Source organism: Hyphomicrobiales bacterium (assembly GCA_030688605.1).
Taxonomy (GTDB): domain Bacteria; phylum Pseudomonadota; class Alphaproteobacteria; order Rhizobiales; family NORP267; genus JAUYJB01.
The window spans coordinates 1-18,086 of the sequence record JAUYJB010000115.1 but is presented as its reverse complement, the minus strand read 5'-3'; the positions used below and the strand labels follow the sequence as shown (position 1 = coordinate 18,086).

18 protein-coding genes are annotated in these 18,086 nt (G+C 62.6%); 5 read left to right on the top strand and 13 right to left on the bottom strand.

All coding sequences use genetic code 11. The annotated features are described in order from the left end of the window. Positions 1 to 482: 482 nt before the first annotated feature. The 7 genes from Q8P46_12260 to Q8P46_12230 all read right to left on the bottom strand — a co-directional run bounded on the left by Q8P46_12260 (position 483) and on the right by Q8P46_12230 (position 6,713). A complete protein-coding gene (locus Q8P46_12260) occupies positions 483 to 1,151 on the bottom strand; it encodes an isochorismatase family cysteine hydrolase (protein ID MDP2620928.1) in 669 nt (222 codons plus the stop codon). A gap of 65 nt (positions 1,152 to 1,216) precedes the next feature. Then, entirely contained in the window at positions 1,217 to 2,245 is a 1,029-nt protein-coding gene (locus Q8P46_12255) for a branched-chain amino acid ABC transporter permease (GenBank protein ID MDP2620927.1), read from the bottom strand. Between the two features lie 17 nt (positions 2,246 to 2,262). Then, positions 2,263 to 3,156: a branched-chain amino acid ABC transporter permease gene (locus tag Q8P46_12250; GenBank protein MDP2620926.1), complete on the bottom strand. Its 894-nt coding sequence runs from the start codon at positions 3,154 to 3,156 to the stop codon at positions 2,263 to 2,265. Continuing rightward, the gene (locus Q8P46_12245; protein ID MDP2620925.1) at positions 3,146 to 3,886 is read right to left on the bottom strand and encodes an ABC transporter ATP-binding protein; all 741 of its coding nucleotides are present in this window, start codon (positions 3,884 to 3,886) and stop codon (positions 3,146 to 3,148) included. Before Q8P46_12245 ends, Q8P46_12250 begins: the two co-directional genes overlap by 11 nt. After that, positions 3,873 to 4,625, bottom strand: coding sequence for an ABC transporter ATP-binding protein (locus Q8P46_12240; protein MDP2620924.1), 753 nt, complete (start codon positions 4,623 to 4,625; stop codon positions 3,873 to 3,875). Before Q8P46_12240 ends, Q8P46_12245 begins: the two co-directional genes overlap by 14 nt. Positions 4,626 to 4,753: 128 nt before the next feature. Then, positions 4,754 to 5,956: an ABC transporter substrate-binding protein gene (locus tag Q8P46_12235; GenBank protein MDP2620923.1), complete on the bottom strand. Its 1,203-nt coding sequence runs from the start codon at positions 5,954 to 5,956 to the stop codon at positions 4,754 to 4,756. 181 nt (positions 5,957 to 6,137) lie between these two features. Beyond that, positions 6,138 to 6,713 carry an XRE family transcriptional regulator gene (locus Q8P46_12230; GenBank protein MDP2620922.1) on the bottom strand — a complete coding sequence of 192 codons (576 nt, stop codon included), beginning with the start codon at positions 6,711 to 6,713 and terminating at the stop codon, positions 6,138 to 6,140. Positions 6,714 to 7,271: 558 nt separating this feature from the next. Between Q8P46_12230 and Q8P46_12225 the strand changes: the two genes are divergently transcribed. The 5 genes from Q8P46_12225 to Q8P46_12205 all read left to right on the top strand — a co-directional run bounded on the left by Q8P46_12225 (position 7,272) and on the right by Q8P46_12205 (position 13,161). Then, positions 7,272 to 8,369 carry an ABC transporter ATP-binding protein gene (locus tag Q8P46_12225; GenBank protein MDP2620921.1) on the top strand — a complete coding sequence of 366 codons (1,098 nt, stop codon included), beginning with the start codon at positions 7,272 to 7,274 and terminating at the stop codon, positions 8,367 to 8,369. A 58-nt stretch (positions 8,370 to 8,427) separates the two neighbouring features. Next, entirely contained in the window at positions 8,428 to 9,486 is a 1,059-nt protein-coding gene (locus Q8P46_12220) for an ABC transporter substrate-binding protein (GenBank protein ID MDP2620920.1), read from the top strand. 95 nt (positions 9,487 to 9,581) lie between these two features. Beyond that, entirely contained in the window at positions 9,582 to 10,778 is a 1,197-nt protein-coding gene (locus Q8P46_12215) for an ABC transporter permease (GenBank protein MDP2620919.1), read from the top strand. Between the two features lie 61 nt (positions 10,779 to 10,839). Beyond that, positions 10,840 to 11,631 (top strand): ABC transporter permease, encoded by a 792-nt coding sequence (locus Q8P46_12210; GenBank protein MDP2620918.1) that lies wholly within the window; start codon positions 10,840 to 10,842, stop codon positions 11,629 to 11,631. Between the two features lie 270 nt (positions 11,632 to 11,901). Continuing rightward, the gene (locus Q8P46_12205; protein ID MDP2620917.1) at positions 11,902 to 13,161 is read left to right on the top strand and encodes an MFS transporter; all 1,260 of its coding nucleotides are present in this window, start codon (positions 11,902 to 11,904) and stop codon (positions 13,159 to 13,161) included. A gap of 37 nt (positions 13,162 to 13,198) precedes the next feature. Here Q8P46_12205 and Q8P46_12200 read toward each other — a convergent pair whose 3' ends face one another. The 6 genes from Q8P46_12200 to Q8P46_12175 form a co-directional block, all read right to left on the bottom strand. Continuing rightward, on the bottom strand, positions 13,199 to 13,513 hold the full coding sequence (locus Q8P46_12200) for a cytochrome C oxidase subunit IV family protein (GenBank protein ID MDP2620916.1): 315 nt from the start codon (positions 13,511 to 13,513) through the stop codon (positions 13,199 to 13,201). 9 nt (positions 13,514 to 13,522) lie between these two features. Continuing rightward, positions 13,523 to 14,233 carry a heme-copper oxidase subunit III family protein gene (locus tag Q8P46_12195; GenBank protein MDP2620915.1) on the bottom strand — a complete coding sequence of 237 codons (711 nt, stop codon included), beginning with the start codon at positions 14,231 to 14,233 and terminating at the stop codon, positions 13,523 to 13,525. 15 nt (positions 14,234 to 14,248) lie between these two features. Beyond that, on the bottom strand, positions 14,249 to 14,911 hold the full coding sequence (locus Q8P46_12190) for a cytochrome c oxidase subunit 3 (GenBank protein MDP2620914.1): 663 nt from the start codon (positions 14,909 to 14,911) through the stop codon (positions 14,249 to 14,251). Next, a complete protein-coding gene (locus Q8P46_12185) occupies positions 14,908 to 16,710 on the bottom strand; it encodes a cbb3-type cytochrome c oxidase subunit I (GenBank protein MDP2620913.1) in 1,803 nt (600 codons plus the stop codon). Before Q8P46_12185 ends, Q8P46_12190 begins: the two co-directional genes overlap by 4 nt. Before the next feature lie 50 nt (positions 16,711 to 16,760). Next, complete coding sequence (locus tag Q8P46_12180; protein ID MDP2620912.1) at positions 16,761 to 17,648, bottom strand: cytochrome c oxidase subunit II; 888 nt, start codon at positions 17,646 to 17,648, stop codon at positions 16,761 to 16,763. Positions 17,649 to 17,893: 245 nt separating this feature from the next. Then, on the bottom strand, positions 17,894 to 18,086 hold a 193-nt coding region (locus Q8P46_12175; GenBank protein MDP2620911.1), incomplete at its 5' end, for a hypothetical protein.

Sequence of the window (18,086 nt, the reverse complement as noted above, 5' to 3'; positions counted from 1 at the left end):
GTCAGGGCCGCTGGCCGTGATGGTGTCGGCGGGCCGGGCGCCATACATTGCCACGGGCTCGCGGCTCATGACGAAGCGCGGTTTCGCCCGGTTGCCGATCGATCGGTTCGCCATCACGTCGTCAGTCAGCCTCGCAGGTTGGTTGCTCGGTTCGGCTCATGCGGCCCGCTAGGTTTCGCCGTGCCGCACGCCTCGAGGCCGACGACGCACGGCTCAACCGCCGCTAAAAACCGCAACGCCGCTGCCATCGACGCCGTGAACCTGAAATATCCGCTTGGAAAGATCGCGACCGATGGTGCTGGAGCGCATTCCGAAAAGTGGCAACCGGTTTTTCGGACAAAAATGCGTGTAAAATAAAGAAGTTAGAGCGCTTTGAGTGGCTGCGGCTTCATGACAAGCGCTCCAAATGCTGGCCGGCGGCGACGGCGGCGTGATCCCGACTCCGATGGCAATAGCGTGCGGCTGCCGTGCCTGCCATGCGTTTACGTGACAGCGCCCTTCAGCTCATCCAGAGACATGACGTGGCAGTAGATCATGTTGATGATCTCCAGCTCCTTGTCGTGTAGTTCGTCGGTTCCGGCCGCGCAGCAATCGTGAACGACCACCACGTTGAAGCTTTCGTCGGCCAGGCTGCGCACGGAGGATGAAATGCACTGGTCGGTAAAGATGCCGGCAACGATCACGTTCTTGATTTCCATGTTGCGCAGAATCAGACGCAGGTTGGTTCCGGTGAGCGCGCTGTCGGTGGTCTTGCAGAGGACGATTTCGTCGTCCATGGGCGCAAGTTCCGGCACGATCTGGGATTTTTCCGTGTCCTTGGGCAGCAGGAGGTAGTTCCAGCCGGGCTTCTTCTGGCTCAGCGAGCGGTCGCGCCCGTCCTTCTTCAGGCACGCGATGCGGGCGAAGATGACCTCGATGCCATTGCCGCGGCATGCGTCCAGCAACTCCCGCGTGTTGGGGATGACGATGTTGTTCATGCGGTCGCGAAAGGGCTGCCAGCGGTCCCTTTCGTCCGGGTCATCGGATGGGATCATGTAGGTGTTCTGCACGTCGATGACCAGCAGCGCGGTTTTGTCCGGTTTCAGAACCATGTCTTCCGGTTCCGCCGCCTTCTCGTAATAAAAGGACCGGTGTGCCGTCTTCCAATTCACGGTTTGCCTCCCTCGTTGCTGATCTTTCGAATGCCCCGGATGGCCGGGTTCTCACGCCCCCGATTTTACCGGATACGCAAGCTTTTCCTGAGCAATGGCAGGGCGCCCACTTCCCTGTCGCCGACAATGCCGCCGGGACGCAGGATCAATGTGGCGATCATTGCCAGTGCAAGGACGATCTCGGTCAGCCCGACCAGGGTCGTGGGCAGGACGCCGGCGATATTGATGGCGTTTTCCGCCGCCCTCAGCCCCTCGAAGGCGGCGGTGACGGCGAAGGTTCCGAACACGGCCCCGGAAACCGTGGCCGCGCCGCCGATCACCAGCATGCCGAGGATGACGAAGGTCTCCTTCAGATAGAAGGCGGCCGGCGAGTACGAGGTGATGAAGTGGGCCCATACGCCGCCGCCGACGCCGGCCATGAAGGCGCTGAGCACGAACCCCTGCCAGCGCAGCCGTGCGACGTCCGCGCCGATGGCGCCGGCCGCCACCTCGTCGTCGCGGACGGCGCGCAGCAGAATGCCGGCGCGGGATTCCTTGAAGGCCATGGCGACGACGATCATGACCACGGCGACGGCCGCCGCCAGGGGCAGGGTGGTGGCGTTCTGGACGCCGAACAGGGTCCGGGGCCCGTTGGTCACCGCGTTCCAGTGGACCATGACGGTGTGCAGCACCATCAGCAGCGCGAAGGACGTAATCACGGCCGCTGCGTCGGTCAGGCGCATCAGCGGATAGGATACCACCGCCGCCACCAATGCCGCCGCGATGCCGCCGATGAGCATGCCGGCGTAAGGGGAAACTTCGATAGCGACAATGACCGGATACAGGTTGGGCAGGGCCATGGACTTCATTTGCAGCGGCATCGACAGCACGCCCGAGGTGTAGGCGCCAATGCCCATGAAGGCGATGTGGACGAAGGACAGAATGCCCGAATTGCCCATGAACACCTGCAGGCCGAGGACCAGCACCAGATTGATGCACAGCGTGGTCGCAATGCGGGTTACGAGCCGCACGTCGATGGCATCGGTCATGCCGACGAGAACCAGCACCGGCAGCACCAACAGGACGATCGAAACGAGGGTCTTGGTTTGCAGCATGTATGTTCGGCCCTTGCTTACGTCCGTTGCCCGGTCGCCGGGCCCGGTATCAGCCCCTGGGGTCTGAGCAGGAGAATCAGGATGACCATCGAAAAGGTGAAAGCGTCCCTGAACTGCAAAAGGTTCTGGGGCAGCATGTAATTGAGCGAAATGTCGATAAACGCCAAGAGGAAGCCGCCCACCACGGCGCCCACCAGGCTGCGCATGCCGCCGATCACCGTGGCGATGAAGGCGACGAGAAGCGGCTCGAGCCCGATGCCGGGAACCACCGAACCGATGCGGCCGAACCAGAACAGCGCCACCACTCCGGCCAGAAGACCGCTGATGGCGAAGGCGACGCTGATCACCAGGTTGGCCGGCACCCCCAGCATGCGGGCCATGGTGAAATGAGAGGCGGCGGCGCGCAGCGCGATGCCGAGCACGGTCCGCTTGAGAATGAGGGCGAACAGGGAAAGCAGCAGCACGCTGCAGACGATGGTCAAGAGGTTCCTCAACGGAATGATGACACCGGCAATTTCCACGGTCTGTGTGAAAATGTCGGGCAGCGGCACCAGCCGCGCCCGCGGTGAAATGAACAGCAGGGCGGCGTTCTGCAGCAGCGTGCTGAAGGCGAAGGAGGTGATCAGGACCGCGGTGACCGAGCGTTCGCGGACGGGACGGAAGGCGACCAGCTCCGTTGCCATGCCGGTCAGGATGGCCATGACCACCGCCATGGCGGCCATGACGATCCAGGGGAAGGGAGAGCCGTTGAGCAGATAAAGCGTGTAGCCGGTGACCATGATCAGCTCGCCATAGGCGAAGTTCACCAGCCGCAGGATGCCGTAGACGATGACCAGGCCGAGTGCCATGAGGGCGTAAAGGCTGCCCAGGCTCAGCGCGTCGACGACGAATTGAATGGCGTTACCGAGCATGGTTTTCCCTTTGCCGGGCCGCCTGTCCGCCGAGGTAGATCTCCTCCAGATTCGACCCCGAGGCGATTTCCGCCGCCGTCCCCGAGACCGCCACCCTGCCCAGGGACATGACATAGACCCGGTCGGCGCATTTGAGCGCCTGGGCCGCGTTCTGCTCGACCAGAAGGATGGTCAGCCCGCGCTCGCGCAAGCGGTTGATCAACTCGAAAATCCGCTCGACGATGGCCGGCGCCAGGCCCACGGAAGGCTCGTCGAGAAGCAGGAGCTTCGGCCTGGACATGAGCGCGCGGGCGATGACCAGTTGCTGCTGTTCGCCGCCCGACAAGGTGCCGGCTGCCTGGTCGGCGCGGGTTTCGAGGACGGGGAACAGGTCCATCGCCGTTTTCAAGTCGCGCTCGAAGCCGGAATGGTCACGGCGATGGATGAAGGCTCCGAGACGCAGGTTTTCCGCCACCGTCAGATCCGGGAAGACATCGCGGGTCTCCGGGACCATGGCAATCCCCTTGTGAACGATCCGTTCCGGCGACACGGAGGTAATATCCTCGGTCCCGAAAACGATGCGTCCGGCGGCGGCCTTCAAGGCGCCCGATATGGCGAGCAGGGTCGTGGTCTTGCCGGCCCCGTTGGCGCCGAGAAGCGCCACAAGCTCGCCCTCGCTTATTTCAAGGCTTACGCCCTTGACCGCCGTGATGGCGCCATAGCGCACCTGCAGGCCTTCAACCGTGAGCATGGCCTGCCTCGCTGGCTGCGCTTGAGCCCAGATAAGCCTCGATCACTGCGGGAAGCCTGCGGACCGCGTCGACGCCCCCTTCGCCGATGGTCTTGCCGGAGGCGAGTACGTGAAGGCGGTGGCAAAGGCGCATGATCAACGACATGTCGTGGTCGATGATCAGCATGCCGAGATCGCGTTGCGCGGGAAGCGCGGCGAGAACCTTCAACAGGGCGTCGCTTTCGACCTCGTTCATGCCGGCGGCGGGTTCATCCAGCAAGAGAAACCGCGGCCTGCCGGCGAGCGCCCGGGCGATTTCCACCCGCCGCTCGTCGCCGAAATTCAGCGTGCCGGCGGGTTCGTCGGCGAGCTCTTTAAGATTGAACTCCTGCATCAGCACCTGGGCCCGCCGTCCGGCCTCGCGGCGGCTCAACCCATGCGTAAGCGCCGCCGTCTCGATGTTCTCGGCCACCGTCAGGTTCTTGAACAGGCGTACGATCTGGAACGAGCGGGCGACGCCGCGCAGGGCGATCTTGCGGGGCGCGAGATGGGTGATATCGTCGCTGCCGCACATGACCCGGCCCGATATGGGCTTGACCTGACCGGTTATCACATTGACCAGCGTTGTCTTGCCGGAGCCGTTGGGGCCGATCAGACCGACGATTTCTCCGACGCGGACATCGAGCGATACGTCGTCGAGCGCGCGAAGCCCGGAGAAGTCGACCGAAATGGCGATTGCGTTGAGCGAGAGTGCCGTCATCCGCGTTTCCGATCCCTGGTATGGCCACTCTGCCAGGTCGCTGGGCCCACGGAAGGAGCACCGCAACGCCCGGCCGGAGCGCTATCGATCAGAGCATCAATGGACCTCCGGCCGGCGTTGCCTTGGCCTTAGGGAGCAGGCGGGTTTTCGGGTTGCCGCCAGCCGAGGAACGCGGGCTTGCCCTTTGTAAGCCCGACCAGAACGGCGGCCTTGTCCGGCGCATGTCCGTCCGCGGCGGAGCGGTAGGAAAGCTTGCCGGTCAGAAGGTTGAACTCGTTGGTCTCCAGCGCCTTGGCCACGGCGGCTCCGTCGGTGGAGCCGGCGATCTGCACGGCCTGCGCCATGAGCATGATCGTATCCCAGCCGGTGGCGACGAACGAGGTATCCGGCGCGGAGCCGAACATCGCCTGATATTTCTCCAAGAAGCCCGGCATGTCGGGATGGGCCTCGGGCCCCATCCAGGTATGGGTGACGAAAAACACGTCGCTGCCGAATTTTTCGCCCAGGGTGCTGAACAGGCCCGGATCGTCGTAGGAATCCCCGCCCATCACCGGCGCATCGATGCCGACTTCCCGTATCGACCGGATGATGGTGCCCAGATCCGGCATGTAGGAGGAGATGAAGATGACGTCCGGCTTGGTTTCCAGCGCCTTGAGCCGCGCCAGTTGGGCCGAAAAGTCCTGATCGCCCTGGGTGTAGGTTTCCTCGGCGAGGATGTTGCCGCCGATGGCCTTGAAATGGGCGACGAAATATTTGCTCAGGCTCTTGGTGTAGGCGATGAACTGGTCGGTGACCACGTAGGCGTTCTTCCAGCCCCGTTCGTTGAAGGCATACTCGGCCGCCGTGGCGCCCATGGTCGTATTCCACATCGACAGGGTGAACTGCTTGTCGCCAAGCGACCAGGAACTGTAAAGCGGGTCGGAGGCACAGGTGGAAATGCCGACCAAGCCGGCTTTTTGCGCCTCGCGGCTGGCCGGACCGCCGAAGTCGAAGTCACACGGCGCGACGATCAGCTTGGCGCCCTGATCGATCAGCTCGACGGCGATATTGCCCACGGTCACCGGATCGCTTTTGCCGTCGAGGTTGATGAACTTGACCTGTTGCCCCAGCACGCCGCCGGCATCGTTGAGCGCCTTGACCGCCACCTGGGCGCCCTTGAGCCCTGGTTCGTCGAGCGGCGCCTGAACCCCGGTCAGGCTGAGGGCGCCGCCAATAAAAATCTCATCGGCCGCAATGGCTTGCTGGGCCGCGGTCGAAATCCCGAAAAACAAGCTTACGGCCGTCAAGATGCCGGCCGCCGCGTGGATAGCTCGGAGCGGATACTTCAACATCTCTAATCCTCTGTCGGTTTTCGGAGCGCCCGGCCCCTGTTTGAGGCTTGGTGGCGCAAGGGTTGCACAATGCTTGCGGGCACCCGGCGGGTGCCAGGGAACATTTGAACCAAGATATCGAAAAATTTTTCGGCTACAATAAATTTGTTCCTCCTCCGGGACGCCCGTTTCAACTGTTATCTCAGATCGGTACGGCCAAGGAAACGGACACCAGGATCGCCTCCTTTTTGCTCTTTCTGACGAAGGCGTGCCGCATGCTCGAGTCAAAATAGACGCTCTCGCCGGCCTGCAAGGTTATCGGCGCGTATTCTTCACAGTGGAATTCGATCACGCCCTTCATGACCAGCACGAACTCCTCTCCCTCGTGGGTGCTCCAATCCTTTAATGGCGGCACCGCGCCCGTCTTTATCGACATGACCAGCGGAACCATCTTTCTTGCGTTGAGTCCGTTGGCGTGGACAAAGTAGTCGTAGAAATCGGTCTGATGCTCGTCCGCCGTTCCGATCCGGTTCACCGTTCGTCGGCCAGTGCGCGCGCCGACGCCTTCGTTGGGCGAAATCAGCGACTCCACCAGGACCCCGAGACCCCGGGCGACCTTGTACAGAGTGTTGAAGGACCCCACGGCTTGTTCGGTTTCGATCTTGCTCAGGGTGGCGATGGAAACGCCGCTTCTTTCGCTTACCTGCTTCAAGGTCAGCGATTTGCCCTTGCGGACCGCCCTGACGCGCCGGCCGATATTGGGCAGGTCCTTGTCCATATGACGTAATTTTCGGGTTCTTGCGTAGTTCATAGAGGGTGTTTTCGGCTCCTACACTTCATTTCGGGTGTCATTTCCATGATAGTCCGTCGTTGGCGAAACAGATAAAACTTATTGTAATGGAAAAACCAAGCTTGTCATGATGTGGCTTGATCTAAACCGCAAACCGAGCCTCGCGAACACCGCATGATCTCGCTGGAGACGCCGATCGCCGGGCTTGCGGAGGGCGCCGCCATGGGATCCGAGCTTGTCGGTGACGAGGCGGCAGGTGGCCAGGTGCGGGTGCAAGGCCCTGTTGCTTCGGAGGCTTCCGCATCAAGCGGTGGGCCGCGTTGGCGTTTCGTCCCGATTGCGCCAGAAAATCCAGGGCCTCCCCCTTGCGTCGGCGGAGCGCCGAATGACGGGGGGGGGCGCGACGACTTGATGCTCTAGCGCCGATGCCACCGTTGAACTAGCATGCAACTCGGACCCCCTGCGGGGGCCCCGGATGGATGTTTTTTGGGAGCGCCTGCGGCGCCTGATACCAGGCTGCGCGACGGCGCTCCAGGGATTGCACGGATGAGATCCATCGACACCACGCCGCTGGTCCGGTTTGCCGGCGTAGAAAAGACCTATGACGGGGTGGCGCTGGTCGTCCGTGAGCTGAATTTGGACATCCGCCGCAGCGAGTTCATCACCCTGTTGGGTCCCTCGGGATCGGGAAAGACGACGACCCTTATGATGCTCGCCGGCTTCGAGGTGCCGACCCGCGGGACCATCACCATAGAGGGGCGCGATATTTCGCGTGTCCCGGCCTACAAGCGCGGCATCGGCATGGTGTTCCAGAACTATGCGCTTTTCCCGCATCTGACCGTCGCCGACAATCTCGTGTTTCCGCTGCGGGTGCGCGGCGTCGCAAAGGCGGAACGCGATGAGCGGGTCAAGCGGGCGCTCGACATCGTTCGCCTGGACGATCTCGGAGAACGCATGCCGACGCAATTGTCGGGCGGCCAGCAGCAGCGCGTGGCGCTCGCCCGCGCCCTGATTTTCGAGCCCAGCCTCGTGCTCATGGACGAGCCGCTGGGCTCGCTCGACAAGCAGCTGCGCGAGCGCATGCAGTACGAGATCAAGTCCCTGCACGAGCGGCTCGGCCTGACATTCGTCTATGTCACGCACGATCAGGCCGAGGCCTTGACGATGTCGGAGCGGATCGCCGTCTTCAACGACGGCCGGATCGAACAGATCGCGCCGCCGCGCCAGATCTACGAACACCCGGATACCACCTTTGTCGCCCAGTTCATCGGCGAGAACAACAGGCTGCTCGGCGCCGTCGCGGCGGTATCCGGCGGCGAGGCCGAAGTGACGCTCGACAGCGGCGGGCGCGTGGTTTGCGAGGCGGCCCCGGGGATCGCCGCGGGCGAGAGGGTGCTGGTGTCGCTGCGCCCGGAACGGGTTGTGATCCTCAAGGCCGCGGCCGGCATGCCGAACCGGTTCGAGGCAGTGCTGCGCGACGTCATCTATCACGGCGACCATGTCCGGCTTCGGCTCGAGGCGCTCGGGCAAACGGATTTCGTCGTCAAGGCGCCGGTTCGCGAATTGGATCAGGCCCGGATCGGCATGGCCGTCACGGTCGGCTGGGGTGTGCGGGATGGCCGCGCCTTGGCGCTGGCGCAGTAACGGGCGGCAACGGGATTTAACGTGGGTTGCGTGCGACCCAAAACAAGGGAGAAGACAAATGGGTCAATTCAGGTGGAAAAAGTTGGCGGCTGCAACGGCGCTGGCCGGCGCGGCACTGATATCATGGCAGGTCCTGGCGGCGCGACCGCTCACCGTCGTATCATGGGGCGGCGGCTATCAGGACGCCCAAAAGGCGGCCTATTTCGAGCCGTTCAAGGCCGCGTCCGGAACGGACATGATCGACGAGAGCTGGGACGGCGGCATCGGCGTGCTGCGCTCGAAGGTCGAGGGCGGCACCGATTCCGGGTGGGACGTGGTCCAGGTCGAGAGCGAGGAGCTGCAAATAGGCTGCGACGAAGGGCTGTTCGTGCCGCTCGACTGGTCGAAGATCGGCGACAAGGACGCCTTTATGGACGCCGCCGTGAGCGAGTGCGGGGTCGGCGCGATCGTCTACGACTTCGTTCTCGGCTGGGACAAGGACAAGACCTCGGAGGCGCCGACGGGTTGGGCGGACTTCTTCGACACCGCGAAATATCCCGGCAAACGCGGCTTGCGGCAAGGCCCGAAGACCACTCTCGAAATCGCCTTGATGGGCGACGGGGTCGCCCCCGCCGAAGTCTACAACGTGCTGTCGACGCCGGAAGGCGTGGAGCGGGCCTTCGCCAAGCTGAGCACCATCAAGAACGATGTCATCTGGTGGAAGTCCGGCGCCCAGCCGCCGCAGCTTTTGGCTTCCGGCGAGGTCGTGCTGACGTCGGTCTATAACGGCCGCATCGACGCCGCCAACCGCAACGACAAGCGCAATTTCGGCATCCAGTGGAACGGCGGGCTGTTCACCCTCGATTCGTGGGTGATCCTGAAGACCTCGCCCAACATCGACGCCGCATACAAGTTTCTCGCCTTTGCCAGCGAGGCCGCCAACCAGGCCAAGCTGCCGATGGAAATCGCCTACGGCGTCACCAACAAGGCAGCAACCGAGATGATCGACCCGGCCAGAATGGCCGATCTGCCGAACCATCCCGACAACTTCGCCAATACGGTGCAGATTTCGGACAAGTTCTGGATCGAGAACATAGACCGGCTGACCGAGCGGTTCAACGTCTGGGCCGCCCATTGAACCGGTGGGCCGGCGGGGCTTCCCCGCCGGCCTTGCCCGCGCAACGGGGGTGACAGGACGGCGTGAATGACATAGCCACCCGATTGCAGCGCGACATGAAGCGGGCGGAAAGGCGGCGCCGGGCCACGGCCATGCTGCTGGTCGCGCCGCTGTTTTTCTTTCTGCTGTTTTCCTTCGTGATTCCGATCGCCGACATGCTGCGGCGCTCCGTCGTCGATAGCGAGCTTCCGAACGCCTGGCCGAACACGTCGGCCATCGCCAGACAGTGGAACAGGACCGACGAGCCCAGCGAGGCGATGTTCGCCGCGCTCGGCCGCGATCTGAAGAGTTCGGCCGAGGCGCGGACGATCGCCATCGCCGCGCGCCGCCTCAATTACGCCCTTGCCAGCGGCAGAAGCCTGGTCATGGACACCGGCCGCGCGCTGCGCGGGCTTGCGGAAGAGCCGGCCTCGTGGCGTGACACGCTCATCGGGATCAATCCGGACTGGGCCGAGCGCGAGACATGGATCGCCATCGCGGCGGCGGCAGGCCCGCTGACCGACTTCTATCTTCTCAGGGCGGTCGACCTGCGGCGCAATGCGGAGAACAGGGTGGCGCCGAGCCCGCCCGAGCAGTCTCTCTATCTGCGGGTGCTAGGGCGAACGATCAGCATTTCGTTCACCGTCGCGGTGCTTTGCCTCGCCCTCGGCTTTCCGCTTGCCTATGTCGTGGCCAACGCCCCGGCGCGGACGGGCAAGCTGCTTATGGTCCTCGTCCTGTTGCCGTTATGGACGTCGCTGCTGGTGCGCTCGGCGGCCTGGATCGTCCTTCTCCAGGACCAGGGAATCATAAACGCCATGCTGCAGGCATCCGGCATCACCGGCGCGCCGGTGCGCCTGATCTTCAACAGGCCAGGTGTGATCATCGCCATGACCCACGTGCTGCTGCCGTTCATGGTCATGCCAATCATCGCGACCATGAAAACCATTTCGCCGAGCCACATGCGGGCCGCCATCTCGCTTGGCGCCCATCCGGCAATCGCCTTCTTGCGGGTCTATCTGCCGCAAACGCTTCCCGGGGTCGCCGCCGGCGCGCTGCTCGTCTTCATCATGGCGCTCGGCTACTACGTGACGCCGGCGCTGGTCGGCGGCGCCGACGACCAGATGCTCGCCTATTTCATCGCCTTCTATACGACGTCGAGTTCCAACTGGGGCCTGGCCGCCGCCCTCGGCGTCATTCTCCTCGGCGCGACGGCGATTCTCTACGTCGTCTATTCGCGTCTTGTCGGTTTGGGTCAGGTGAGGCTGGGGTGAGGTGGTGAGAGGCTCGGCGAAAACGAGAACCGAACGCGTCGCCGCCGCCTCTGTCGCCGCGATGGCGGTTCTGGTACTGTTGTTTCTGATCGCGCCGATCCTCGCCATCTTGCCCCTGTCGGTGAACGATTCGGAGTATCTGACCTACCCGATGCGCGGATTTACGACCCGCTGGTACGAGGCCGTATTCTCCAGCGAGAAATGGCGGCTTGCGGTGATAAACTCGTTTTTGATCGGCATTCCCGCCACCGCGATCGCAACCTTGCTGGGGACGCCGGCGGCGATCGGCCTGTCTCTGGCCGAGTTCCGCGGCAAGAAGCTGGTGACGGTGCTGCTGCTGTCGCCGCTCGTGGTGCCTATCGTGATCGTCGCCGTCGGCCTCTATTTCTTTTTCGCGCCGCTCGGGCTGACCCAATCCTATACCGGGCTGATCGTAGCCCATGCCGCGCTTGGCGCGCCGTTCGTCGTCGTCACCGTCGGCGCGGCGCTGGCCTCCTTCGACCGCGGCCTGGTGCGCGCCGCCGCCAGCCTCGGCGCGCCGCCCGTGACCGTCTTCTTCCGGGTGATGCTGCCGCTACTGGGCCGCGGCGTGGTATCGGGGGCGCTGTTCGCCTTCGCCATTTCGTTCGACGAGGTCGTGACCGTCCTGCTCCTCGGCGCGCCGCACCAGCGCACCATACCGCGCGAGATGTTCTCGGGCCTACGCGAAAGCTTCAATCCGACCATCGCCGCGGTGGCGACGATGCTGACGGTGCTCGCCATTGTGCTGCTGCTGCTGATCGAATGGCTTCGCGCCCGGACCGCGTCCATGACCGGCAGGAGCGAGGGCGGCGTCAAGGCAAATTGGTTTTGACCGGGCAGGGGCGATCCGTGGCCTTAAGGGATTAGCTTGCCGCCGCGCGCGCATCGGTTGAGCCAATTCGCGGCTGGTCATCGACGCCGTCATGCTCTACTTGGATGCGGAGCCGCTACGAGCTCTCAATTCCGCAGTCTTGGAGCAACCTCACTTGTGGCAGCAGCCGCCAGCCGGCCGGCGGTGCGATCGCCCTCGCCCCGGCCGGTCTCGGCGAGCGCCCGGTCTCGTTCGATCGCATGAAATGAAACAATCGGGTGGATGACGGGGATGACCGCGCGGTCAGGCGGAGCGGAGGAGACCGGGCAGGCGTCGGACGAGCGGCGCTCCCTGTCGCGCAACAGCGACTTCCTACTGTTTATAGCGATCCGGCTTTTCAACGTTCTGGGCATCCAGATGCTGACGGTCGCGGTCGGCTGGCAGGTCTACCAGATGACGCGCAATCCGCTCGACCTCGGATGGGTCGGCCTGTCGCAGTTCGCCCCGGTCCTGGTCCTGTTCCTGCTCGCGGGTCTGGCCGCCGACCGCTTCGACCGCCGCAAGATCCTCGCCGTCTGCAACGCGGCCCATGCGGCGGTTGCCGGCCTGTTGCTGATCTACACATATTCCCGCGTTTCGGTGGTCTGGCCGATCTTCCTCATTCTCGTGGTCCACGGCGCGGCGCGGTCCTTCTTTCAGGCCGCCAGTCAGGCCATTCTCCCCAACATCGTGCCGGTAAGGTCGTTTCCGAACGCGGTCGCCTATTCGTCGTCGGTCCTGAAGGTCGGCCAGCTCGTCGGGCCCGCCATGGGCGGCGTCTTGATCGCGGTCGCCGGCGACTGGGTCTATCTCGCGGCAGCCGTGACGTTCGTCATCGCCGCCGGCGCCTCGGCATTGATTGCCGTCCGCCTGACGATCCGCGCCCGGGAGGCGTCCGGCTGGGAGGAAATTCTCGGCGGCATCGCCTACATCTTCCGGCGAAGGATCGTGCTCGGGGCGATTTCAATTGACCTGGTCGCGGTCTTGTTCGGCGGCGTCGTAGGAATTCTCCCGGTGTTCGCCAGCGACATTCTCCATGTCGGACCGGAAGGCCTGGGCATGATGCGCGCGATGCCGGCCTTCGGCGCGATCTTCGTCGGGATCCTGCTCGCGCGTTTGCCGCAGACGCGAAGGATGGGGCCGATCTTCTTTGTTTCCTTGACCGTCTTCGGAGCCTCGGTGATCGTCTTCAGCCTGTCCGAAATCTTTTGGCTGTCGCTGGCGGCGCTGGCCGTTTACGGCGCTTCGGACATGGTCAGCGTCTACATCCGGCAGACTCTCGTCCAGGTTGCGACCCCGGATGGGATGCGCGGCCGCGTCAGCGCCGTCAATGCGGTTTCGATCACCGCGTCGAACGAACTCGGCGATTTCCGCGCCGGGGTCATGGCGGCCGGCATCGGCACCGTTCCGGCGGTCTTCCTCGGCGGCGTCGCAACCCTCGCGGCCGCCGCCTTATGGTGGCGCGTCTTTCCGAGCCTGGGGCGCGTCGACCGGCTCGACCAGGTCGAATAGACCGACTGCCGAAGGGGAGGGACCGGCCCCTGTTCCCTTATCCGAAGAACGTGGTGCGCAGGAAATGGGTGTACTCGGATTCGAGCGTCATCAGGCCCACGAACACCAGGACCAACGCCGGCGGGACCAAAATGGCATAAATCAGGGCCAGCCGCTCCCAGGCCATGTGCATAAAGATGGCGACGATGAAGCCTGCCTTGATGATCATGAACAGCACGATCAGCGACCAGCGGAGCAGGCCGACAAGGTGAAAATAGTCGACCAGGTACGAGAATGTGCTGAAAACGAACAGCAAGAACCATACCCAGAGATAGACGCTGATCGGATGTTGTTGGCCTTCCACGTGCGCCATGACCGTCCCTCACCACAGATAGAAAAATGCAAAGATGAAAACCCAGACCAGATCGACGAAATGCCAGTACAGACCCATGGTTTCGACGATCTCGTAGTTGCCCTTCCGGCTGGTGAAAAATCCCCTCCTGGCCTTATCGTAATCTCCCCGCCATACCTTGCGGGCAACGATGAGCAGGAAAATCACCCCGATCGACACATGGGTGCCGTGAAAGCCGGTGATCATGAAGAAGGTCGAGCCGAACTGGGGCGCGCCCCAGGGGTTGCCCCAGGGGCGGACCCCTTCCAGGATCAGCTTGGTCCACTCGAAGGCCTGCATGCCGACAAACGTGGCGCCGAACAGGGCGGTCAGCAGAAGCAGGATCGTGCTCTTCCTGCGATCGCGGGCGTAGCCAAATCTGACCGCCATGGCCATCGTCCCGCTCGAGCTGATCAGGACGAAGGTCATGATGGCGATCAGGATGAGGGGGATGTCCGCGCCGCCTATGTGCAACGCGAAGACTTTGCTCGGACTGGGCCACGGCACCGTCGTCGACATTCGCACCGTCATGTAGGAGAGCAGGAAACAGCTGAAGATGAATGTGTCGCTGAGCAGGAAGATCCACATCATCGCCTTGCCCCACGGAACATTCTTGAATGTCCGCTGGTCCGACGCCCAGTCGGCGACGACGCCTTGCAAGCCGTCAGGCCGGATGATCGATCCGCTCACTGTTTCTGCCATAAGCCTTTGTCCTATTTACGTAATTCCACAGATGGCCAGTATGAAGGCCATATTGTTGCTGCCCGAAAACAATAGACCGAAAAGCACCAGCCAAACTGCCAGCAGGAAGTGCCAGTACAGGGTGCACAGCTCCACGCTTTGCCGGACCCTCGCCGGCCCGTAGCCGAGCCGCCACACCTTGTCGGCGGTCCTGCCCCAGGCGATGAGGCCGCCCAAGAGGTGCAGCGCGTGCAGCCCCGTGATCAGATAAAAGAACGCGATGGCCGGGTTCGTTACGTCGAACAAACCCATCGCGGCCAATTGCCGCCACGCGATCATCTGCCCGACCAGGAAGGCAAGAGCGGTCATGCCGCCCGCCAACAGGCCGATCTTCAGGTCCGCCAAAAGTCCGCGGCGTGCGGTGAATTGCGCCCACTGCATGGCGAGACTGCTCAAGATCAGCACAAACGTATTCAACCACAACAGCCTCGATTCGGGCGCCGGGCGCCAGTCCTCGAACGCCATCCGGCCGGCATAGGCCATGATCAAGAGCATGAACAAGACCGAGGCCACGGCCAGAAACATCTTCAACCCGATTCTTGCCGCCGGAGGGGCCGAGTCGCGTCCCTGATAGAGGTTGTCGACCCGCCCCTGGGCAGGCAGCCAGGGCTTTGCCGTCAGCTGAGAGAAGATGCTCACGCTGGGGCCACCCCGACGACCGATTCCCCACGACCCTTGGCCATCTTGACGTCGGTGGGGGCCACGTTTTGCGGCACGAAATCCTCAGCGGCGCCCGGCACGGAGTAGTCGTAGGCCCAGCGATAGACCACCGGAAGCTCCTTGCCCCAATTGCCATGCCCCGGCGGCATATCGGGTGTCTGCCACTCCAAGCTGGTGGCCCGCCATGGGTTTCTTTCGGCTTTCGTGCCTTTCAACAGGCTCCACGCCAGGTTGAATAGGAACACCACCTGGGCGAACCCGACGATCAACGCGGCGATGGTGATGAACTCATTCAGCGTATGGGCCGATTCCGGTATGAAGGCGGTGTCGCCAACCTCGAAATACCGGCGCGGCACGCCGATGAAGCCGAGATAGTGCATCGGGAAATAGATCGCATAGGCCCCTATGAAGGTGATCCAGAAGTGGAAATGACCCATCGCCTGGTTCAGCATTCGCCCGGTCAAGAGCGGGTACCAGTGGTAGATCGCGCCGAATATCACGAGGATCGGCGCGACACCCATCACCATATGGAAATGGGCGACCACGAACATGGTGTCCGACAGCGGAACGTCGACGACGACGTTGCCGAGAAACAGTCCGGTTATCCCGCCGTTCACGAATGTGACGATGAAGGCCATGGCAAACAGCATCGGCAGCGAAAGATGGATGTTGCCCCGCCACAGGGTCAGTACCCAGTTGTAAACCTTGATGGCGGTCGGGATGGCGATGATGAGCGTGGTGGTGGCGAAGAAGAAGCCGAAATACGGGTTCATGCCGCTGACATACATGTGGTGCGCCCAGACCACGAAACTCAACGCGCCGATCGCCACGATGGCCCAGACCATCATCCGGTAGCCGAAGATGTTCTTTCTCGCATGGGTGCTGATCAGGTCGGAGACGATGCCGAAGGCCGGCAAAGCGACGATGTAGACCTCGGGGTGGCCGAAAAACCAGAACAGATGCTGAAACAGGATCGGGCTGCCGCCGCCATATTGAAGCTGTTCGCCCATCTCGATGATGGTCGGCATGAAGAAGCTGGTACCCAGCACCTTGTCGAACAGCAGCATCACGCAGCCGACGAACAAGGCCGGGAAGGCCAGAAGCGCCAGAACGGTGGCCGTAAAAATGCCCCATACCGTCAACGGCAGGCGCATCAGCGTCATCCCCCGGGCGCGCGCCTGCAGCACCGTCACCACGTAGTTTAGACCGCCCATGGTGAAACCGATGATGAACAGGATCAACGAGATAAGCATCAGGGCAATGCCGTAGTCCTGTCCCGGCGTGCCGGAGAGAATCGCCTGCGGCGGGTACAGGGTCCAGCCCGCGCCGGTGGGCCCGCCAGGCACGAAGAAGCTCGCCGCCAGCACCAGCACGGCGAGCAGATAAACCCAGTAGCTCAACATGTTGACGTAGGGGAAGACCATGTCGCGGGCGCCGACCATCAGCGGGATCAGATAGTTGCCGAACCCACCCAGGAACAGCGCGGTGAGCAGATAGATCACCATGATCATGCCGTGCATGGTGATGAACTGGTAATAGGCGCTGGCGTCGATGAAGGAGAAGGCGTCCGGGAATCCCAGCTGCAACCGCATCAGCCACGACAATACCAGGGCCACCAATCCGATCGCCGTCGCGGTGAGCGAATATTGGATGGCGATCACCTTGGCGTCCTGGCAGAACACGTATCGCGTAATCCAGCTCTTGGCATGGTACAGCTCGACGTCCTCAACCTCGGCAGGCGGGACATAGGCGGCTGCGTATTGAGTGACTTCGGCCATCAAAAATACCTCTTGGTCTTGGTTGTCGTCGGACCCGATCAGATTGAGTCTCAGTGCGCGGACATGACCTCCGCGGCGCCGGCATATCCCTCGCGGGCGGGCGGGATCGATGCCTCCTCCCTGCCGTCTCGCGCACCGTTGCCGGCCTCGGCCGACAATTGCTCGAATGTCTGCTGCCCATCCAACCACGCCTGATAGTCAACTTCCTCGTCCACCAAAACCACGCCGCGCATGGCGTAGTGCCCGACCCCGCACAGCTCGGCGCAAAGTATCTCGAAGGTTCCGGTTCTCGTGGGGGTGAGCCAGAAATAGGTGACCGAACCTGGCACCATATCCATCTTGGCACGGAACTGAGGGACGTAAAAATCGTGCAGAACGTCGATCGAACGCAGCAACATCTTGACCGGCTTGTCGACTGGCAAGTGCAAGTCGTCGGCTTCGATTATGACATCGTCTTTTCCGTTGGGATCGTCCGGGTTGATCCCCAGGGGGTTGTCGAAGCTGACGTGCCGGGCATCGGAGGTGCCCAGCACACCGTCCTCTCCGGGCAGGCGGTAGCTCCACTGCCACTGCTGGCCCACGACTTCGACCTCAGCCGCCCCTTCGGGGACCGTGACGAACTGGTTCCATACGAACAGGCCGGGCGTCAGCATGCCGGCGACGCCCACCGCGGTTCCTATGGTCAGCCACCATTCCAGCTTCTTGTTCTCCGGCTCATAGTGCGCCTGCCTGCCGGCTCGGTTGCGGAATCGCAGCACGCAATAGGCCATGAACAGGATGACGGCGATGAAGACGACGCCGGTGATCCAGAAGGTGATGATGATCGTGTTGTCGATGTAGCCCCAATTCGAGGCAATCGGCGTCCACCACCAGGGGCTCATGAAGTGAAAAACAACCGAGCCGACAGCGACAAGAATCAGTACGACCGCAATGATCATGTCCTGTGCATCTCTCCCTATGACTCCGCCGGAACGGGTTCGACACGAAGCCGCATTCCCGACTGCAGTCACGGTTTTAATGGAAGTGCCTTGCCCGGTCTAGGCTCGATTTTTAACAGTTCCATTTTCTTGGAAATATCGCCAGCGTGCCGCGCCGCAACGATTTTGGCGTCCGCGTGGCATGGTGCGAAGAGAGCGATTCGACGGCTTTGCCGGCTCCTAGAGCAAAATGATATGAAATTGGATCAATTCTGATTCACGAGCGGCGTGACGATCCGCCAGGAGGCGCGCTGCCCGGCTCTAGTCGCCCGCTTCAACCAATTTGAAAGGATTTGATGATTCGCTTTGGTCGCGGTTCGAGCGACGGAGGCGAACATGGCTGGAAAGGACATTGCGGTAAAGAAATATGTGGTGCGGCTGAGCGCGGAGGAACGCGAG

What these genes read in the sequence shown, in the direction of transcription:
- Q8P46_12195 (MDP2620915.1), bottom strand. Translation starts at nt 14,233, where the DNA reads ATGGCAGAAACAGTGAGCGGATCGATCATCCGGCCTGACGGCTTGCAA.
- Q8P46_12215 (MDP2620919.1), top strand. Translation starts at nt 9,582, where the DNA reads ATGAAGCGGGCGGAAAGGCGGCGCCGGGCCACGGCCATGCTGCTGGTC.
- Q8P46_12250 (MDP2620926.1), bottom strand. Translation starts at nt 3,156, where the DNA reads ATGCTCGGTAACGCCATTCAATTCGTCGTCGACGCGCTGAGCCTGGGC.
- Q8P46_12235 (MDP2620923.1), bottom strand. Translation starts at nt 5,956, where the DNA reads ATGTTGAAGTATCCGCTCCGAGCTATCCACGCGGCGGCCGGCATCTTG.
- Q8P46_12230 (MDP2620922.1), bottom strand. Translation starts at nt 6,713, where the DNA reads ATGGACAAGGACCTGCCCAATATCGGCCGGCGCGTCAGGGCGGTCCGC.
- Q8P46_12220 (MDP2620920.1), top strand. Translation starts at nt 8,428, where the DNA reads ATGGGTCAATTCAGGTGGAAAAAGTTGGCGGCTGCAACGGCGCTGGCC.
- Q8P46_12245 (MDP2620925.1), bottom strand. Translation starts at nt 3,886, where the DNA reads ATGCTCACGGTTGAAGGCCTGCAGGTGCGCTATGGCGCCATCACGGCG.
- Q8P46_12240 (MDP2620924.1), bottom strand. Translation starts at nt 4,625, where the DNA reads ATGACGGCACTCTCGCTCAACGCAATCGCCATTTCGGTCGACTTCTCC.
- Q8P46_12185 (MDP2620913.1), bottom strand. Translation starts at nt 16,710, where the DNA reads ATGGCCGAAGTCACTCAATACGCAGCCGCCTATGTCCCGCCTGCCGAG.
- Q8P46_12255 (MDP2620927.1), bottom strand. Translation starts at nt 2,245, where the DNA reads ATGCTGCAAACCAAGACCCTCGTTTCGATCGTCCTGTTGGTGCTGCCG.
- Q8P46_12210 (MDP2620918.1), top strand. Translation starts at nt 10,840, where the DNA reads ATGGCGGTTCTGGTACTGTTGTTTCTGATCGCGCCGATCCTCGCCATC.
- Q8P46_12225 (MDP2620921.1), top strand. Translation starts at nt 7,272, where the DNA reads ATGAGATCCATCGACACCACGCCGCTGGTCCGGTTTGCCGGCGTAGAA.
- Q8P46_12205 (MDP2620917.1), top strand. Translation starts at nt 11,902, where the DNA reads ATGACCGCGCGGTCAGGCGGAGCGGAGGAGACCGGGCAGGCGTCGGAC.
- Q8P46_12180 (MDP2620912.1), bottom strand. Translation starts at nt 17,648, where the DNA reads ATGATCATTGCGGTCGTACTGATTCTTGTCGCTGTCGGCTCGGTTGTT.
- Q8P46_12200 (MDP2620916.1), bottom strand. Translation starts at nt 13,513, where the DNA reads ATGGCGCACGTGGAAGGCCAACAACATCCGATCAGCGTCTATCTCTGG.